Here is a 17,834-nt window from a genome sequence, read left to right on the forward strand (position 1 = left end):
TAACAACAATCCCAACAATAAGGACACTGATGACAACCTCGACGACATCGCAAGACCTCAAGGACACCATGTGGAAGGCCGCCGACAAGCTCCGCGGCTCCATGGATGCCTCCCAATACCGGGAGATTGTGCTGGGCCTCATCTTCCTCAAATACGTCACCGACTCTTTCGCCGCCCGTCAGGCAGAGATCCGCAAGGAGGGCGAGGAAGACGGTCTGAGCGAAGAGGACATCCTCCTCGATTTGGAAGACCAAGACGCCTACCTGGAGAAGAACATTTTCTGGGTCGCGCCCAACGCGCGCTGGTCGTTCCTTCAGCAGAACTCCAAGGGGCTTTCGGGCGAGAACGGTGTGGAGTTTAGAAGCGTCGGCAAGCTTATCGACGAAGCCCTCGAGCAACTCATGAAGGACAACGAGTCCCTCGTCGGCACGCTGTCCACCGGCTTCGCTCGCGACAGCGTGGATCAGCGCCGTCTCGGCGAGCTCGTGGACATGTTCAGCCAGACCTACTTCACCCAGGATGGCCCGGAGCGCGCCCGCGACCTGCTCGGCGAGGTCTACGAATATTTCCTCGCCAGCTTCGCCCGCGCGGAGGGCAAGCGGGGCGGCGAGTTCTACACGCCGGCTCCTGTCGTGCTCACCCTCGTGGAAATCCTCGAGCCCACCAAGGGTCGCGTCTACGACCCCTGCTGCGGCTCAGGCGGCATGTTCGTGCAGGCGGAGAAGTTCCTCGCCGCCAAGCACGAGGACCCCACGAACATCTCGATTTTCGGCCAGGAATTCAACGAGCGCACCTGGCGGCTGGCGCGGATGAACCTCGCCATCCACGCCCTCGGCAGCCAGGGCCTCGGCGACCGCTGGCAGGACACCTTCGCCCGCGACATCCACCCGGGAATCCAGATGGACTACGTCATGGCCAACCCGCCCTTTAACATCAAGGACTGGACGCGCCGCGAGGATGACGAGCGCTGGACCTACGGCGTGCCGCCCGTGCGCAACGCGAACTACGCCTGGATGCAGCACATCATCTCCAAGCTCGCACCTCACGGTGAGGCGGGCGTGGTGATGGCCAACGGAACCATGACCTCCAAGACCTCCGGCGAGGGCGAGATCCGCAAGAATATGCTCGAAGACGACATCGTCTCCTGCGTCCTCGCGCTCCCCTCGCAGCTCTTCCGCGGCACCCAAATCCCCGTCTGCGTCTGGTTCTTCGCCAAGGACAAGAAGGCCGGCCCCAAGGGCAAGTCCGACCGCACGGGGCAGGTTTTGCTTATCGACGCCCGCGAGCTCGGCCACATGGTCGACCGCACCGAGCGCACCTTCAGCGATGACGACATCCAGAAGATCGCCGGCACCTTCCGCGCCTGGCGCGGCCGCGCCTCCGCCGAAACCGAGTACGAGGACGTCCCCGGCTTCTGCAAGTCCGTCTCCATTCAGGACATCCGCGACGCCGACTACGCGCTTACCCCCGGCCGCTACGTCGGCTTCGCTGAGCAAGAGCAAGACGACGAACCTATCGCCGACAAGATCGAAAGACTCACACAAGAACTCACAAAAGCCCTCGACGAGTCCGCCCGCTTGGACGCCGTGGTGCGCGAGCAGATGGGGAGGTTGCAATAATGTCCCATCCTCGGAGCATGCGTGAACTTGTACAAACTGCCATTGGTGGAGGTTGGGGTGCAGAAGACCCCTCCGAAAGTGAATCGACTAAAGTTCGAGTGATTAGGGGAGCTGATTTTCCAAATGCTCGGGAACAGGTCGTTTCAAGCGCACCAGTTCGCTGGGAATCCCCATCAAGAGCTTCGAGCAGGATCCTCGAACCAGGCGATATTGTTCTCGAAATCTCTGGGGGGACAAGAGTCCGCCCGACGGGCCGTGCCGTTTTCATTACAGAGAAGATGGTTGGCGCTTCGCCTGAACCACTAATACCGGCTAGCTTCTGCCGAAAGCTGCACATTGATTCCGAGTTGGTTGAACCTGAATTTGTTTACTATTGGCTTCAAAATATGCATGACCAGGGACGCGCTTGGTCATATCAAAACCAGTCAACGGGCATCGCAAATTTCAAGTTTGAAAGTTTTCTTGACGAAGAAATTATCAATCTGCCAAATCGAACAACTCAAACTGCAATAGTTCAAGTTCTCAGATCGCTTGATGACAAGATTGCTGCTAACAATCAAATTGTTCGCTGTTCCATTGAGCTTTGTTCTGCCTTAATCGACGCGACTATTGGTGGAGGTACGGTCCCGCTTTCGGATGTGGCTGAGGTCAATATGGGCACATCTCCCAAGGGCGAGTTTCTCAATGAAACTGGAGATGGGAAGCCATTCTTCCAAGGCGTTAGAGACTTTGGAAAGCTCTTCCCATCGAACCGTGTTTTCACCCAGAATGCAGTTAGAGTAGCTAACTCTGGCGACATCTTGTTTGCAGTTCGGGCACCGATTGGGCAAGTCAACATAGCGAACGAGGACTGTGCAATCGGACGCGGTGTTGCCGCTATTCGGGGCAAAGAACATCATCTGACATTGTTTTATCTTCTCTTGAGCCATCAGGAGATTTGGGACATTTTCCAAGACAACGGAACTGTCTTTGCCTCAATCAATCGCGCCGATTTGAATGGTGCACCGATTCCCTGGCCGTCAGATCCAGCAAGAACCGAAAAAACTATTGCGCCAATTCATGCGAGAGCTATGGAAGCACTTCGTGAAAATGAAGTCCTCGCCAGCACCCGCGATGAGCTCCTGCCCCTGCTGATGAGCGGGAAGATTACGGTCGCGGAGGCGTCTGAAAGCGGTATGGGTAACGGGGTTGAAGGAATGTTGGAAGGGATGAGTTGAGATGTCGCTGTATTCGGAGGCGCAGTTCGAGTCGGACTGCATGGAGATTCTGGGCGACCTTGAGTGGGTGCCCATGCAGGGTGCTGCCTTGGCGCCGGGATCGGGGGAGCGCGAGTCGTGGAAGGATATTGTGCTGCGCGGCAGGCTGTCGAACGCGGTGCGAAACCTGAACCCGGGAGTGCCGGAGACGTACCTTGAGCAGGCGATTGGTGAGGTGCTCACGCCGAAATCGCAGAGTGCGATCGCGGAGAACGAGCGGCTGCACAAGATCCTGGTGGAGGGCTACCGGGGCATCGAGTACACCGATGACGACGGTCAGCTGCGCAACCCCACCATCACGTTCCTGTCGGCGAACCCGAACAAGAACGAATACATTGTGGCCAACCAGATCACGATCCGTAACCAGGACTGTGAGCGGCGTTTTGACTTGGTGGCGTACGTCAACGGGCTGCCGCTGGCGGTGCTGGAGCTCAAAGACGCGAGCTCGTCGGTCGGCGTGGAGGGCGCGTACAACCAGCTCCAGACGTATGTGCAGGAGTTTGGAATGGCGTTCCGCTTCGCCAACATCGTCGTGGCCACCGACGGTTTAAGCGCCCGCTACGGCACGCCGTTTACACCATTCAACCACTTCGCACCGTGGAACGTGGACGACGACGGCGCGCCGGTGGTCGCTAGCGAACTCGCTGAGGATGGCTCGGCGATCACGGAGACGGAGCTGCTGCTGTGGGGTCTGTTTAACGTCGAGAGGTTCACGCAGATCTACCGCGAGTTCACCGCCTTCGACGACACCGCGGAGGGGCTGGTCATGCGCATCGCCAAGCCGCACCAGTACTTCGCTGTAACCAAGGCGGTGGGCTCCACCGTCATGGCGATGCGCGGTGACAAGCGCGCGGGCGTAGTGTGGCACACCACGGGGTCGGGAAAATCCATGGAGATGGAGCTCTACACCGCGAAGATCATGCGCACGCCGGAGATGGGCAGTCCCACGGTGATCCTGCTCAACGACCGAACCGAGCTGGACCAGCAGCTCTTCGATACTTTCCAGGCATCCACGCTTCTGCCGGAGGCGCCGACGCAGATCTCCTCGCGCGAGGAACTCCGCGATGAACTCTCGAAACGCACGTCGGGTGGTATTTATTTCTCCACACTGCAGAAGTTTGGGCTGCGCGGCGAGCACAAGGATGATGTTGGGGACGTCGTCAAGGCCGAAGACGCACACCCCCTGTTGTCCGCACGGCAAAACATCGTCGTCATCGTCGACGAGGCGCACCGCTCGCACTACGGCTTCGGCGCGAACAAGCCGGATGGCTATGCGCAGCACCTGCGTAGTGCCCTGCCCAACGCGACGATGCTCGCGTTCACGGGCACGCCGCTGCGCACGTGGGACCGCGACACCCGCCGAGTCTTCGGCGACGACATCGACGTCTACGACATGAACCGTGCGGTCAACGACGGCGCCGTGGTCCCCGTCTATTTCGAACAGCGGCTCATCACGCTGGGCAAGGTCGAGGGGCTAATCGACGCCGACCTCGACGCCGCCGCGGACGCTCTTCTCGACGGCCTCGACGAGGCAGAAAGCGAGCGCATTCAGCGCTCCGCCGCCGCGCTCGAGCAGATCTACGGTTCCGACGAGCGCCTCGACACCTTGGCAGCCGACATTGTTGCGCACTGGGAGCTGCGGCGGGAGACCATGCGCGAGTTCATCGGTGGTCCCGGCAAGGCCATGATCGTCGTGGCCACCCGCTCCATCGCGGCGCGGCTCTACGAGCGCATCGTGGCGTTGCGCCCCGACTGGCACGACGACGCCGACGACAAGGGCATCATCAAGGCCATCTACTCGGCGAGCCCCTCGGACCCGGAGTACATCAAGAAGCACATGCGCAGGCCATCCGCGCTGGCCGCAGTGCGCAACCGCGCGAAGGACGGCGACGACCCACTCGAGCTCGTCATCGTCCAGGGCATGATGCTCACGGGCTTCGACGCGCCCGCGTTGCATACTCTCTACGTCGACCGCCCGCTCAAGGATGCCCTGCTCATGCAGACACTCGCGCGCGTCAACCGCACGTACAAGGGCAAGCACGACGGCCTGCTCGTCGCCTACGCGCCCATCGCGGAGAACCTCAACGCCGCGCTGCGGGAGTTCACGTTCGATGCCAAGGAATCCGGCGAGAAGGTCCTAGGCCAGGACGTCGAGGAGGCGCTCGCCCTGTGCGGCGGCTTCGTCGGCCAGATCGACGCTTTGCTTAGCGACGTCGACTGGCGCGCACTCCTGAGCGAGGGGCGCACCCGCGACGCCCTCCTGCGGGTCGTCGCCCACCTCCGCGACTCCCGCACCGAGGGAAACAGCGACCCTGAGAACCCCAACGCGCGGCCGCTGGCCAGCCAGTTCAAGTCTCTCGCGAGCAAGATGGCCCGCGCCTGGGCGTTGGCTGCCTCTGCCGAGAATGCTGACCAGCTCGCTGGCACGGTGAAGTTCTACACCGAGGCCAAGACCTGGCTTATCAAGATGGACGCCGCCGAGCGGGTCGCCACCGGCCTCCCCATCGGCGACGACATCCGCACTGCACTCGGCAAGCTCGTCGTCGATAGCACCGAGTCCACGGGCGTGCTCGATGTGTACAAGGAGGCGGGCATCCCCCTGCCCAACCTCCAGGACTTGAGCCTCGACCTGCTGCAGGAGGACAAGAGCGACTCCCAGATCGCGCTCACGATCGACGCCCTCCGCCGTTCGCTCTTGCAGGAGGCGCGAACGGTGACCGGCAACAACGAAACGCGGCACCGTCTGTTCTCTGAGCGGCTTGCCGAGCTCATGAACCGCTACACCAACTCACAGCTCACGTCGGCCCAGGTCATCGCCGAGCTCATCGAGCTCTCCAAGGAGATCGTGGCGGAACGCAACCGCGGCCAGCAGTTCACCCCGCCGCTCAACAACGACGAGCTTGCTTTCTTCGACGTGGTCTCCCTCAACGAGTCAGCCGCCGAACTCATGTCGGATACGACGTTGGCTCAGATCGCCCGCGACCTCGTGGAGACCCTGCGTAAAGATGCCCGCACCGACTGGACCGTCCGCGACGACGTGCGCGCCAAGCTACGACGCTCCATCAAGCGGCTGCTGCGCAAGTACAACTACCCACCGGACAAGCAGCAGGAGGCGCTCGCCCACGTGATCGAGCAGATGGAGAAGTTTGCGCCGCGGTTTGCGGAAGGCAGCGAAAGGTAGGCGTCGTGGGGAAACTCCCGCGACTGAAACTGCCGAACTTATGGTGCTGGAGACGCCCAATCGTGGAGGTAAACCGATAACATTCACATCCCTAAGAAATTGCATCTACCTGGCTTTATACACTCAGACTTACACTCTGACAGTGAATCTTTTGTAAAAGTGAGTGTAGGTTTGCACGTTTGTCAGTTCCTTTGATTTCGCTACCCGTTGTATAGCTCTGCTGCCACCAACTGGCTTCCCCGGACGTGATTGGCTGCGGTTCGCGATCGGAAGCCATACGCGCCCGCCGAGAACGACATCCTCGCCGGCGAGTGCACGCCCCTCAGAGAAGGAGAGGTTCACTCTTGGGCAGGTCACACGGAACGAACACCCGGCCATAGAATATGCGCCGCGTCCGCCAGCTCGGCTTCCAAGCTGGAACCCTGGCGCGCGAGGTTGTAAGTCGTCTAGCCGTTTCGAAGAAACTCATCGAGGTGATAGTCCACTTAAGCCGTCAGGTCGATTAGTCCCAGTAAGCCCGCCGTGAACAAGCTTCCTGCCATCGTCCAGCGTGGTAGCACTCTTAAGAGCGCAAGAATTGGCTGGGACCAAGCTCTTGCAAGCTTCACATTTGCGCTCGGCCGCTGCCCGATCGAGATGGATGGGGCGACAGGCATGCCCATTGCCGCAGTCGCCGGTCTCCGTTTCCGCACCTCACCCCTGCACAGACAACGGCACCCACCTGCAGATTGTTAGATTAGACATCCCCTAATCTAACAATTTCTAGGCACTTCGCGATTTCTTGGTGGATTTCCGCCCTTACTGAGCCGATATCTCGTTGCGCGACCGGCGCCGACTGCCACGATAATCTCTCGTGCAGCCATGTCATCGAGTCGACTCTTTGCAGTGCCGCGTGACACGCCGGTCATCACCATGAGGTCGCTGGTAGCGATATCCCCGACCTCTGCGAGCCATAGAAGCGCAGCTTTCTCCATCTCGGCAGTTTCGGTGGTGAGGTAGGCAGCGGGCCGCAACGCTGTCCGAGGTGCTCGCCGTAGAATCTCGCGTGCCGTTTCGCCGAGGATCCGCACCCCATTGTGAGCAAAAATGAGCGGTTTTCCAGACACAGACGTCTGCAGGGCGGCCTCCACTGTTACTTCGGCCGCTTCGCGACCGGACTGTAGCCCCTGAGCGACAGTGTCGACGGCAACAAACGGGCACTGGAAGACGCCGAAGAGTTAAAGCGCCACGGCCTCCGGAGTGCCGTAGGAACGAACTGCTGGTCGAAGGCCCCACCGGGGATCTCCCTGCGGGTGGTCTTGTGTCTGGTGATCTCGCCAGCGACGATCGCAGAGCCGATGCTGTGGAACTTGTTCTCGCCCATGATGTTTGTCGGGATGACGAGGACTTTGTCGGCGCTCCGAAGGCGTCGAAAAGCGCAGTTAAGCAAACACCACCACGGCGGCCTTCTAGACGAAACATGTCGTTGTTTTAGCAGCTCACGGCACTAATCGCGGATTTACCAGCATTTGCTCGGAGATTCACCGGCGTTTGCTCGAGGATTTACCGCCCTTTCGGCCGCGCTATTGCACTCGCGGGTACCGGCCAAAGGCAAGCGTCGACAAGCAAAAGCGCCGCACGAGGCGACGCTTTCTGACTTAGGTGGGGCTAGTGGCCGCGCTCCTGCTCGAGTGCCACGCCCTCGTTCCAGTAGGGGGCGAGCTTGTTGTCGAACATGCTCAGCGCGCTGGCGATCGCCATGTGCATGTCGAGGTACTGGTAGGTGCCCAGGCGGCCACCGAAGAGCACCATATTATCGCGCGCCTCGTCCGCCGCGCGCTTGCGGTAGGCCTCAAGCTTCGCGCGATCATCGGGCGTGTTGATCGGGTAGTACGGCTCGTCGCCCTCCTCGGCGAAGCGGGAGAACTCCTTCATGATGACCGTCTTGTCCTTGGGGTAGCGGGCCTCGCGCTCGGGGTGGAAGTGGCGGAACTCGTGGATGCGGGTGAAGGGGTACTCCGCGTCGTTGTAGTTCATGACCGGGGTGCCCTGGAAGTCGCCGGTGGGCAGGACCTCGGTCTGGAAGTCGAGGGTGCGCCAGCCGAGCTTGCCTTCGGCGAAGTCGAAGTAGCGGTCGAGCGGGCCGGTGTAGACCACGGGGGCGTCCGGGCTGGCCGCGCGAATCTCGTCGCGGACCTCGAACCAGTCGGTGTCGAGGCGGACCTCGATCAGCTCGTGGTCGGCCATCTTGTTCAGCCACGCGGCGTAGCCGTCGACGGGCAGGCCCTCGAAGTCGTCGTTGAAGTAGCGGTTGTTGAAGGTGTAGCGCACCGGCAGGCGGGTGATGTTGCCGGCGGGCAGCTCCTTCGGGTCGGTCTGCCACTGCTTGGCGGTGTAGTCGCGGATGAACGCCTCGTAGAGGGGGCGGCCGATCAAAGAGATGGCCTTCTCTTCGAGGTTGGTGGCGTCCTCGGAGTTGATCTCGCTGGCCTGCTCGGCGATGAGCTTGCGGGCCTCGTCCGGCGAGTAGTACTTGCCGAAGAACTGGTTGATGAGGCCGAGCCCCATCGGGAACTGGTAGGCGGTGCCGTCGTGCATCGCGAACACTCGGTGCTGGTAGCCGGTGAAGTCGGTGAACTGATTGACGTACTCCCACACGCGCTTGTTGGAGGTGTGGAACAGGTGGGCGCCGTACTTGTGGATCTCGATGCCGGTCTCGGGCTCCGCCTCGGAGTAGGCGTTGCCGCCCAGGTGGCTGCGGCGCTCGACGATGAGAACCTTCTTGCCCAGCTGGCTGGCGGCGCGCTCGGCGACGGTGAGTCCAAACAGGCCGGAGCCCACGACGATCAAATCAAATTCGCTCATGCACCAAGCGTATATAACGAATCGGCCTAATGTTGGGGCGCCACCGCAACAAAATGGAACAAATTCACAGGAAGCGGCCGATCGGGGCGTTTGTGGTGGTCACGGCCCCAAGAGCCCCATTCGTCACATTGCTTAACAGTAATTTATTCGTGAAGCTTAGATAACTAGCGTTTCAAAAGTCACAATTCTGTACTAAAGTTGCCAGAGATTAACCAGAGAAACAGAGAGATTTTCACAGCCGGGCCCAATCCCGGTGCGAGGTCCCTCGCTGAACTGTTGCCAAAGCTGCACTGCATTAGGGAGAAGATTGTGCTGCACAAACGCCGCTTAGGCACCCCCCAGGCACGTCCGGTCACCTCCGCGATCCTCGCGGCCGCACTCGTCGCCTCCGCCGCCGCGGGCGTCGAGGCCACCAAGATCCTGCAGACCCAGGGTTCCTCCATCGACCCGGTCACCCCGACCATGTCCACCGAGAGCCTCGCCTCGGGCGACAGCGTCGTCGTCGACGATCCCGCCATCGCCGCCCAGGGCGAGGGCGACGGCCCGCGCACGGTCAAGCAATTCACCAAGGACCAGGAGTTCTCCCAGTTCGCGCTGACCTGGACGGGCCAGAAGGACATCGCGGCCTACTTCCGTGGCCAGCGCGCCGACGGCTCGTGGACCGAGTGGTTCAACGCCGAGCCGCTCGACTACAGCTCCGACGCCCCGGGCGCCAAGAACGGCACCGACCTCATCTACATCGAGCCGACCAAGACGGTCCAAGTCTCCCTCTCCGGCGTCGATCTCACCAGCGCAAACAACTCCGCCTCCGTGCAGACGCCTGCCGACGGCCAAGGCTCGCAGACTCCGTCCGCCGACGCCGCCGCTCCGGCTGCTCCCGCCGCTCCTGCGGCGGAATCCACTACCGCTACCACGGCCCCCGCCGCCACCGGCGGCACCGCGCCGCTGCCGACCAACTTCGGCGACATCAAGCCGGTCGCGGAGACCGACTCCACCGCGACCTCCGCGAATGACATCGAGGCCGTCTTCATGGACGGCGGCGAGTCCGAGCTGCCCGCCAACGGCATCAACCTTGCCGCCGACTCCGACGGCATGCCGCGCGTGATCTCCCGCGCCGGCTGGGGCGCGGACGAGTCGATGCGCTGCAGCAACCCGGAGTACGACGACCACACCGCGGCCATCGTCATCCACCACACCGCGGGATCGAACAACTACACCGAAGCCGAGGCCCCCGGCATCGTCCGCGGCATCTACGCCTACCACGCCCAGACGCTCGGCTGGTGCGACATCGGATACCAGTCGCTGGCCGACAAGTACGGCAACCTCTACGAGGGCCGCTACGGCGGGCTGAACAAGTCGGTGCACGGCGCTCACGCCGGCGGCTTCAACTCCAACACCTGGGCGATTTCCATGCTGGGCAACTACGACACCGTTCAGCCCACCGCCGCGATGATCAAGTCCGTCGGCGAGCTCGCCGGCTGGCGCGCCAAGGTCGGCGGCTTCGACCCGACGGGCACCGATACCCACTACTCCGAGGGCTCCTCGTACACCTTCTACCCCTCCGGCACGAAGGTGACGCTGCCGAACATCTTTGCCCACCGCGACGTCGGCACCACCGCCTGCCCCGGCCAGTACGCCTACGCGCAGATGGACACCATCCGCCAGTACGCCAAGAGCAAGTACAACTCGATCCTCAGCGGCACGAGCACCAGCGGCGGCGGGCTGACCACCACCACGCCGAAGGCCACCGCGACGGCCGCCGCGCCGACCACGACCCAGGCGCAGAGCACCGGCGGCACCACCAACACCGGCAATACCGGCGCCACCAGCAACACAGCCACCAACGCGACCACAGCGACGGAGCTGCTGGACACCCTCATCAACTCCTCCTCCAATGGCAACACCTCGAACGCCGCAAGCCTGGGTACCGCCGGTTCCCTGGCCGCCCTCGCGCTCGGCCTCGCCGCCTCCCAGGGCGCGCTCGGCGACGTGTCCACCGTGGGCAACGTGCAGGTGGTCGACGGGCTCAAGCTCTCCCAGATCACCCCGATCCTGAGCGATGTTGCCACCGTGCTCGGCGATCCGCAGATGAGCACCACCATCAACTCGGTGGCCTCCACGCTCGGCAACGTGCTGGGCTCCCCGCGCTCCGGCGTCACCACCTACGCCTCCACCAACGGCGAGACCGTCAAGTACGCGCTCTTCGACAACGGCATCGTGGTCGACTCCCCCAGCACCGGCGCCCAGGCGCTGTGGGGCGCGATCGGCGACGCGTGGGCTTCCCAGGGCTTCGACCTCGGCCCGCTCGGCCTGCCGACCACCCAGGAGTACTCCACCGGTTCGCTTACCCGCGTGGACTTCCAGAACGGCTACATCACCTACGACCCGGCCACCGGCAAGGTGGACATCCAGACCAAGTAGTCACACTGACCTAGAAAAGGGGATCGGCGAGCAGCCGGTCCCCTTTTTTCGCGCGCCGTAGGCGTCGGAAAGCAACCGCTAGAGGCTGCGCGCGACCGCCTCGTTCCACTGCGCGACCAGGCTGGCGACTTTCGCCGCGTCCATGGCCGGGGCCCACGTCTTGGCCGCCTCCGCGTGGCTTGCCACCACCTCGAGCGTCTCCCACAGCCCGGCGCCCAGGCCTGCGGCATAGGCCACGCCGCTCGCGGTCGTCTCGATGTCGACTGGGCGCAGGACGTCCACGCCGAGCACGTCCGCCTGCAGCTGCATGAGCAGCTCGTTGGCCACCATGCCGCCGTCCACGCGCAGGACCTCCAGCTCGACGCCGGAGTCGGCGACCATCGCGTCGGTGACCTCGCGGACCTGCATCGCCGTCGCTTCCAGGGCCGCGCGGGCTAGGTGCGCCTTCGTGGCAAAGCGCGTCAGCCCCGTGATTATGCCGCGCGCGTCCGGCACCCAGCGCGGGGCGAACAGGCCGGAGAAGGCTGGCACGATGGTGACCCCGCCGTTGTCCGGCACGGTCTGCGCGAGCCGCTCCACCTCCGGCGCGATGCGGATGATGCCGAGGTTGTCGCGCAGCCACTGGATGAGCGCCCCACCGACCGCGACGGAGCCCTCCAGCGCGTAGACGGGCTTCTCGCCGCGGATGCGGTAGCAGACCGTGGACAGCATGCCGTTGGCGCTGGTCACCTTCTGAGACCCCGTGTTGAGCAGCAGGAACAGGCCGGTGCCGTAGGTGCACTTGGCCTGACCCGGGCTGAAGCAGCCCTGGCCGAACATGGCCGCCTGCTGGTCGCCGAGCACCGCCGTGACCGGGATCCCCTCGAGCAGGCCGTGGTGGGTGACGGTGCCGAAGTCGTCGACGCTCGAGCAGATCTCCGGCAGCATCGAGGCGGGCACCCGCAGTTTCTCACACAGTTCGGGGTCCCATTCCAGTGTGTCGAGGTTCATGAGCAGCGTGCGCGAGGCGTTGGTCACGTCGGTGCGGTGCTGTCCGGTGAGCTTGAACAGCAGCCAGGCGTCGATGGTGCCAAAGGCCAGCTCGCCGTGCTCGGCGCGCTCGCGGGCGCCGTCGACGTGGTCGAGGATCCACGCGATCTTCGGCCCCGCGGGGTAGGAGTTGATGAGCAGGCCGGTGCGCTCCAGCCAGGCGGCCTGGTCGAGGCCGAGCGCGCCCGCGGCGCCGGCGGTGCGGGTGTCCTGCCAGACGATGGCGTTGTAGACCGGCTCGCCGGTCCTCTTGTCCCAGACGACGGTGGTCTCGCGCTGGTTGGTGATGCCGATGGCGCGGATCGTGGAGGGGTCGACGTCCGCGTCGGCGATGGCGGTGGCGATGACTAGCCTCGTGTTGTCCCAGATCTCGTTCGGGTCGTGCTCGACCCAGCCCTGCTCGGGGAAGATCTGCCGGTGCTCGCGCTGCCCGATGCCCACGCGCGCGCCCTGCTCGTCGTAGATGATAGAGCGGGTCGACGTGGTTCCTTGGTCGATGGCGAGAACGAACTTCGGCATACTCCCCATTGTCGCCCACGCGCGGCGGGCGTACTAGCTAAACCGCAGGACTTGCAGGAAGTAGCGGTTTTTCTCGTCGAAGGAGACGTCCTCGAAGCCCACGCGGGTGTACAGCTCGTGCGCTCGGGGGTTGGCCTCGTCCACGCACAGGGAGATCCCCGGCGCGCCGGACTCCCGCGCCAGCTCGATGGCGGCGTTGAGGAGACGGGTGCCCAGGCCCTGGCCCTGGTTGCGGTTTTCCACGGCGATGGCCAGCTCCGGGATGCCCTCCTCGACGTGCCCGTAGCCGTGCCGCTCGTCGGTTCCGTAGATGAGCCACACGCCTCCGCAGGGGATGCCGAGCTCGTCCATGGCGATGAATCCGCCGCCGTCCGGCTTCCACCCCTCGACGTAGAGCCGGTAGTCGTCGACGAAGTGCGCGCTCGGCGGCGCGGTTTCGTCCCCGAAGACGTCGGTGAGGAAGTTGAGCCGGGCGATGTAGGTCCGGTCCGACTCGCTGGTTGGTCGCAGGGTGGTTTTCATGCACCCAGCCTAGCGCTTTGCTTGTCGACGCTCACCTACGGCCTAGCAGCGCAAACGCCTGAGCTGGCCGTTAATCCGGACCGGGGGTAGCATTTTCTACCTATTGACCTATAGGTATTGTCCTGCTTTAGTGGTCTTAGCCCGATAACTCGAGAAAGGACAGGCGATGACCGACACGAACCACCCCATCCTCGTGGGATACCTCGCCAATGAACAAGGACGCTCCGCGGTCGCTTTGGGTTCCGCCCTCGCGCGCAGCCTCGGCGCGCCGCTGGAGATCGTCATGGTGACCGGCCGCTACCCCACCCCGATCGTCGAGAGGCAGATGAGCACCTGGCTTGGCGACGCCCTCGCCCTCGTACCAACGGGGGTCACCGCCCAGGCCCGGCTCGTCGAGGGCCGCCCCAGCGCCAAGGCGCTCGCCGACACCGCCCAGGACCTCGGCTGCCAGCTCATCGTCGTGGGCTCGGCCGAGTCCTCGCTGCTCACCCGCATGCTGGCGGGATCCGTGAGCCAGGCGCTCCTGGCAGGCTCCCCCGTGCCGGTCGCGGTGGCCCCGCTGCGCTTTAGCGATTCAGGACCCGTCTCGCGCATCACCTGCATGTACGACCCCCAGCACGGCGACTTCCAGCTGTTCCGCTACGCGCTCGAGCGCGCGATCGAGATGGGCGTGGAGCTGCGCGTGGTCACCCTCGACGTCGGCGACGACATCAAGGGCTCCCCCGGCGCCCACCCGGACGCCGCCAACAGCCTGCGCCGCCTCGGCATCGACGTCGACGGCCTCGTCCGCGGCGGCCACCTCTCCTTCCTCAAGGCCACGGGCCAAAACACCCCGCGCGCCATCGCAGAGCTGACCTGGCGCGAGGGCGAGGTCACCATGATCGGCTCCACCCGAGAAGCCGCCGACGGGCGCGTCTCCGCCGGCCCCTTCGCCACCAAGCTCATCTCCTACATCCCCACCCCCATCGTGATGGCCACCGCAGGCCAGCTCGTGCTCCCCGGAACGAGGTAGACCGTGACCATCCTTGAGAAACCCGCCGTAGGCGTCGAAAAGCAAGGCAAAGGACTGTCGCTGGGCAAGGTCGGGCTGGTCGGCGCCGTCATGATCGGCATCAGCTGCATCGCCCCCTCCTACACGCTCACCTCCGGGCTCGGCCCGACGATCTCCGCCGTCGGCGCCTACGCGCCCGCGATCTTCATCTTGGGCTTCATCCCCATGCTGCTGGTCGCCTTCGCCTACCGCGAGCTCAACAACCGCATGCCCGACTCCGGCACCACCTTCACCTGGGTGACCAAGGCCTTCGGGCCGTGGGCCGGCTGGATGGCGGGCTGGGGGCTCATCGCCGCCACCATCTGCGTGCTGTCCAACCTGGCGGCGGTCGCGGTGGACTTCTTCTTCCTCTTGATCGGTGAAGTGTCGGGAAGGCCCGAGCTCGCCGAGCTGGCACAGGTCACGTGGATCAACATCCCCATGACCATTCTGTTCCTGCTGCTCGCCTCGGGGATCGCCTACCGCGGGCTGGACGCGACCCAGAACCTGCAGGCGGTGCTGGTCGTGGTGCAGATCGCGGCGCTCTCGCTCTTTATCGGTTTCGCGCTCTACAAGGCCTATACCGGCGGCGGCTTCGACTTCACGCCGGTGTCCGCCTCGTGGTTCAACCCCCTCGCCGCGGGCGGGCTGAGCGTGATCGTCGCGGGCGTGTCCCTGTCGATCTTCATGTTCTGGGGCTGGGACGTCACGCTCACCATGAACGAGGAGACCAAGGACCCCGAGAAGACCCCGGCGCGCGCGGCCACGGTCACCGTATTCATCACGATCGCGCTCTACATCCTGACCGCCGTCGCGGTGGTGGCGTGGGCGGGGACCGGCACCGAGGGGCTGGGCGCGGGCAACCCCGACAACCAGGAGTCGATCTTCGCGGCGCTGGCGCACCCCGTCATGGGCCCGTGGTCGATACTGATGTCCCTGTCCATCCTGGCCAGCTCCTTCGCCTCGCTGCAGTCGACGATGGTCTCCCCCGCCCGCACCCTGTTGGCGATGGGCTACTACGAGGCGCTGCCGCCGAGCTTCGCCAAGGTCAGCCCGCGCTTCCATTCCCCGAGCACCGCGACGCTCGCCTCGGTCGTGGCCACCAGCGTGTTCTACACCGCCACCCGGCTGATCAGCGAGAACGCGCTGTGGGACACCATCTCCGCCCTCGGGCTCATGGTCTGCTTCTACTACGGCATGACCGCGCTGGCCTGCGTGTGGTACTTCCGCCACGAGGCCTTTACCTCGGCCCGCGATTTCGCCTACAAGCTCGTGTGCCCGCTGCTCGGCGGGCTGGCGCTCATGGGTATGTTCGCGCTGACCGCCTACGACAGCATCGATCCGGACTACGGGTCGGGGTCGTCGACCTTCGGGGTGGGCAACGTGTTCGTGCTGGGCATGGGCGTGCTCGGGCTCGGCGCCGTGGTGATGGTGTGGGTCGCGCGCAGGCACCCGGCGTTCTTCCGTGGCGAGGTGATCAGGCGGGCGTCCTCGCTGGAGGATGCGGCGCTTGAGGCGTAGCCGTCGACAAGCAACGCAAGCTAGCGATAAAGCGCCTCGATGACGCGCGCGACGCCGAACTCGTCGTTGCTGGTGGTGACCTCGTCGGCCGCCGCTTTCACGGCCTCGCGCGCGTTGCCCATGGCATAGCCGCGGCCGGCCCACGACAACATCTCGATGTCGTTGGGCATGTCGCCGAACGCCATGATCTCCGCGCGCTCGATGCCCAGGATCGCCGCGAGGTCGGCCACGCCCGTCTGCTTGGTCACCCCCGGCGCGGAGACCTCCAGCAGGCCGTAGCCGATGGAGAAGGTTACGTGCGCGAGGTCGGCGGGGATCGCGGGGCGAACGAGGTCGTACATCTCCTGCGCCGTGAGCTTGTCGTTGCGCAGCAGCAGCTTGATCGCGGGCTGGCTTAAGACCTCCTCCTCGGAGCCCATGCCGTGCTCGTCGCTGACCCAGGCGTGCTCGTACTCGGGCGTGACCAAGAACAGCTCGGCCTCGCGGTCGAAGGCGGACACGCCCGCGCGCTCGACCGCCACCCCCACCCCGCCGTGCGCCGAGAGCGCCTCGCGCGCGCTGCCCACCAGCTCGAGCATGGCCGAAGGCGAAAGCGCGCGGGTGGTGAGGATGCGGTCGCTGTCGGAGTCATAGAGCACCGCGCCGTTCGCGCACACGCAGATGGGGCGCAGCGGGAGCTGCTCGAGCACCGGGAACAGCCAGCGCGGCGGGCGGCCGGTGGCCAGGGCAAAGTAGCCGCCGCCCGCGGAGAAGGTGGCGAGCGCCTCGCGCAGCCTGCGGCTGACGCGCTCGCGGGAGTCGATGAGCGTGCCGTCGACGTCGCTGACGATGAGCTTGGGGGCTGCGAGACTCATGGTGCTGCGTGAACTCCTTGCAGGAACGTAGGAACCTAGGGCTTCTTGCTCGGGGCGAGCTTCTTTGCTGCCTTTGCCGCCTTTGCCAGCACGCCTTGGCGGCCGATCACGGCGCGCAGGCCGCGGGGTCCCTTCGCGGATTTCGCAGCCTTCGCCGCCTTACGCTCTGCGCGCTGCCGCTTCTCCTCCGCGTCGATGCGCGCGGCCTGCTCCAGCGACGGCGCGGAGCCGCCCATGGACGCCGGGCGCCAGTACTCGCCGCCGGGGAAGGGCCCGTAGGCCTCCTCGTAGCGGGTGCGCACCTCGTCGACCAGCGCCTCCATCGCCTTCTTCAAGCGCGCGGTGGCCTCTTCTGGGGTGCCGGAGATGTCCACCGGCGAGCCGACCTTGATCCATACAGGGAAGTGGTTGCGCCCCAGCTGGCGCGGGTGGTCCTTGGTCCACACGCGCTGCGAGCCCCAGATCGCCACCGGGATGAGCGGCGCGCCGGACTGCGCGGCGATGCGCACCGCACCCGACTTTAGGCCCTTGATCTCGAACGCGCGAGAGATCGTGGCCTCCGGGAAGATGCCCACGAGGTTGCCCTCGCGGAGGCTGCGCACGGCCTCGTCGAGCGAAGCCGCACCGGCCGCGCGGTCGACGGAGATGTGCCGCATGCCGCGCATGATGAGCCCCACCACGGGGACGTCGAAGATCTCCGTCTTCGCCATGAATCGCACGAGGCGGTGCCCCTTGAGGCTGGCCACGGTGCCGCCGAAGATGAAGTCGAAATACCCCGTGTGGTTGAACGCGAGCAGCGCGGGGCCGGTCGCGGGCAGGTTCTCGACGCCTTCGAGCGTGAAGTCGATGCCCTGCGCCGCCAGCATCCGCTTGATCAGCGGCACGACGATGCGACCGTAGAACGGCTCCTTCGCCTCGCTCGGGTGCGGCTCGTAGCTCGGGGTGTTCTTGGCCACCCAAAAGATGCTGCGCTTTTCCCAGATGTCGCGGTCGTGCACTAGGTTTCCTTCTTCGCTTGCTTTGCTTGTCGACGCCTAC

The 17,834-nt window shown here is 64.5% G+C and carries 12 protein-coding genes and 1 pseudogene; 6 read left to right on the top strand and 7 right to left on the bottom strand.

Annotated features, from left to right (window positions below; translation table 11 throughout):
- Positions 1–29: 29 nt before the first annotated feature.
- Genes B843_RS12275 through B843_RS12280 form a run of 3 tightly spaced genes read left to right on the top strand, consistent with a single transcriptional unit; the run spans position 30 to position 6,056 of the window.
- The gene (locus tag B843_RS12275; protein ID WP_038595547.1) at positions 30–1,619 is read left to right on the top strand and encodes a class I SAM-dependent DNA methyltransferase; all 1,590 of its coding nucleotides are present in this window, start codon (positions 30–32) and stop codon (positions 1,617–1,619) included.
- Between the two features lie 17 nt (positions 1,620–1,636).
- On the top strand, positions 1,637–2,836 hold the full coding sequence (locus tag B843_RS13615; protein WP_169729858.1) for a restriction endonuclease subunit S: 1,200 nt from the start codon (positions 1,637–1,639) through the stop codon (positions 2,834–2,836).
- Position 2,837: 1 nt separating this feature from the next.
- Complete coding sequence (locus B843_RS12280; RefSeq protein ID WP_038595550.1) at positions 2,838–6,056, top strand: type I restriction endonuclease subunit R; 3,219 nt, start codon at positions 2,838–2,840, stop codon at positions 6,054–6,056.
- Positions 6,057–6,808: 752 nt separating this feature from the next.
- On the opposite strand, the gene B843_RS14310 is transcribed toward B843_RS12280, so the two are convergent.
- From B843_RS14310 to glf, 3 genes and pseudogenes are all read right to left on the bottom strand, one after another.
- Positions 6,809–7,126, bottom strand: coding sequence for a Fic family protein (locus tag B843_RS14310; protein WP_404825236.1), 318 nt, complete (start codon positions 7,124–7,126; stop codon positions 6,809–6,811).
- A pseudogene (locus B843_RS14315) lies at positions 7,100–7,252 on the bottom strand (DUF5635 domain-containing protein); the annotation flags it as partial. The pseudogene B843_RS14315 and the gene B843_RS14310, both read right to left, overlap by 27 nt.
- A gap of 451 nt (positions 7,253–7,703) precedes the next feature.
- The gene (gene glf / locus B843_RS12290) at positions 7,704–8,900 is read right to left on the bottom strand and encodes a UDP-galactopyranose mutase (protein ID WP_025253792.1); all 1,197 of its coding nucleotides are present in this window, start codon (positions 8,898–8,900) and stop codon (positions 7,704–7,706) included.
- 309 nt (positions 8,901–9,209) lie between these two features.
- Between glf and B843_RS12295 the strand changes: the two genes are divergently transcribed.
- Positions 9,210–11,321, top strand: a complete 2,112-nt coding sequence (locus tag B843_RS12295) for an N-acetylmuramoyl-L-alanine amidase (protein ID WP_038595553.1) — start codon at positions 9,210–9,212, stop codon at positions 11,319–11,321.
- Positions 11,322–11,399: 78 nt separating this feature from the next.
- On the opposite strand, the gene glpK is transcribed toward B843_RS12295, so the two are convergent.
- Both glpK and B843_RS12305 read right to left on the bottom strand, forming a co-directional pair.
- The gene (gene glpK / locus B843_RS12300; RefSeq protein WP_034649273.1) at positions 11,400–12,878 is read right to left on the bottom strand and encodes a glycerol kinase GlpK; all 1,479 of its coding nucleotides are present in this window, start codon (positions 12,876–12,878) and stop codon (positions 11,400–11,402) included.
- A gap of 24 nt (positions 12,879–12,902) precedes the next feature.
- Positions 12,903–13,391, bottom strand: coding sequence for a GNAT family N-acetyltransferase (locus tag B843_RS12305; protein ID WP_025253794.1), 489 nt, complete (start codon positions 13,389–13,391; stop codon positions 12,903–12,905).
- 166 nt (positions 13,392–13,557) lie between these two features.
- Between B843_RS12305 and B843_RS12310 the strand changes: the two genes are divergently transcribed.
- Together B843_RS12310 and B843_RS12315 are read left to right on the top strand one after the other, a co-directional pair.
- Positions 13,558–14,403 (top strand): universal stress protein, encoded by an 846-nt coding sequence (locus B843_RS12310; RefSeq protein ID WP_025253795.1) that lies wholly within the window; start codon positions 13,558–13,560, stop codon positions 14,401–14,403.
- Positions 14,404–14,406: 3 nt separating this feature from the next.
- On the top strand, positions 14,407–15,942 hold the full coding sequence (locus B843_RS12315) for an APC family permease (RefSeq protein ID WP_025253796.1): 1,536 nt from the start codon (positions 14,407–14,409) through the stop codon (positions 15,940–15,942).
- A 20-nt stretch (positions 15,943–15,962) separates the two neighbouring features.
- Here the strand turns inward: B843_RS12315 and B843_RS12320 are convergent, their stop codons facing one another.
- Both B843_RS12320 and B843_RS12325 read right to left on the bottom strand, forming a co-directional pair.
- Entirely contained in the window at positions 15,963–16,796 is an 834-nt protein-coding gene (locus B843_RS12320) for a Cof-type HAD-IIB family hydrolase (RefSeq protein WP_025253797.1), read from the bottom strand.
- Positions 16,797–16,831: 35 nt separating this feature from the next.
- Positions 16,832–17,794 carry a lysophospholipid acyltransferase family protein gene (locus B843_RS12325; protein WP_025253798.1) on the bottom strand — a complete coding sequence of 321 codons (963 nt, stop codon included), beginning with the start codon at positions 17,792–17,794 and terminating at the stop codon, positions 16,832–16,834.
- Positions 17,795–17,834 lie beyond the last annotated feature (40 nt).

Source organism: Corynebacterium vitaeruminis DSM 20294 (genome assembly GCF_000550805.1).
Taxonomy (GTDB): Bacteria; Actinomycetota; Actinomycetes; order Mycobacteriales; family Mycobacteriaceae; genus Corynebacterium; species Corynebacterium vitaeruminis.

Bases quoted from the DNA above. Each gene is read 5' to 3' on its own strand.
- glpK (WP_034649273.1), bottom strand. From the start codon at position 12,878: ATGGGGAGTATGCCGAAGTTCGTTCTCGCCATCGACCAAGGAACCACG.
- B843_RS13615 (WP_169729858.1), top strand. From the start codon at position 1,637: ATGCGTGAACTTGTACAAACTGCCATTGGTGGAGGTTGGGGTGCAGAA.
- B843_RS12275 (WP_038595547.1), top strand. From the start codon at position 30: ATGACAACCTCGACGACATCGCAAGACCTCAAGGACACCATGTGGAAG.
- B843_RS12310 (WP_025253795.1), top strand. From the start codon at position 13,558: ATGACCGACACGAACCACCCCATCCTCGTGGGATACCTCGCCAATGAA.
- B843_RS12280 (WP_038595550.1), top strand. From the start codon at position 2,838: ATGTCGCTGTATTCGGAGGCGCAGTTCGAGTCGGACTGCATGGAGATT.
- B843_RS12305 (WP_025253794.1), bottom strand. From the start codon at position 13,391: ATGAAAACCACCCTGCGACCAACCAGCGAGTCGGACCGGACCTACATC.
- glf (WP_025253792.1), bottom strand. From the start codon at position 8,900: ATGAGCGAATTTGATTTGATCGTCGTGGGCTCCGGCCTGTTTGGACTC.
- B843_RS12320 (WP_025253797.1), bottom strand. From the start codon at position 16,796: ATGAGTCTCGCAGCCCCCAAGCTCATCGTCAGCGACGTCGACGGCACG.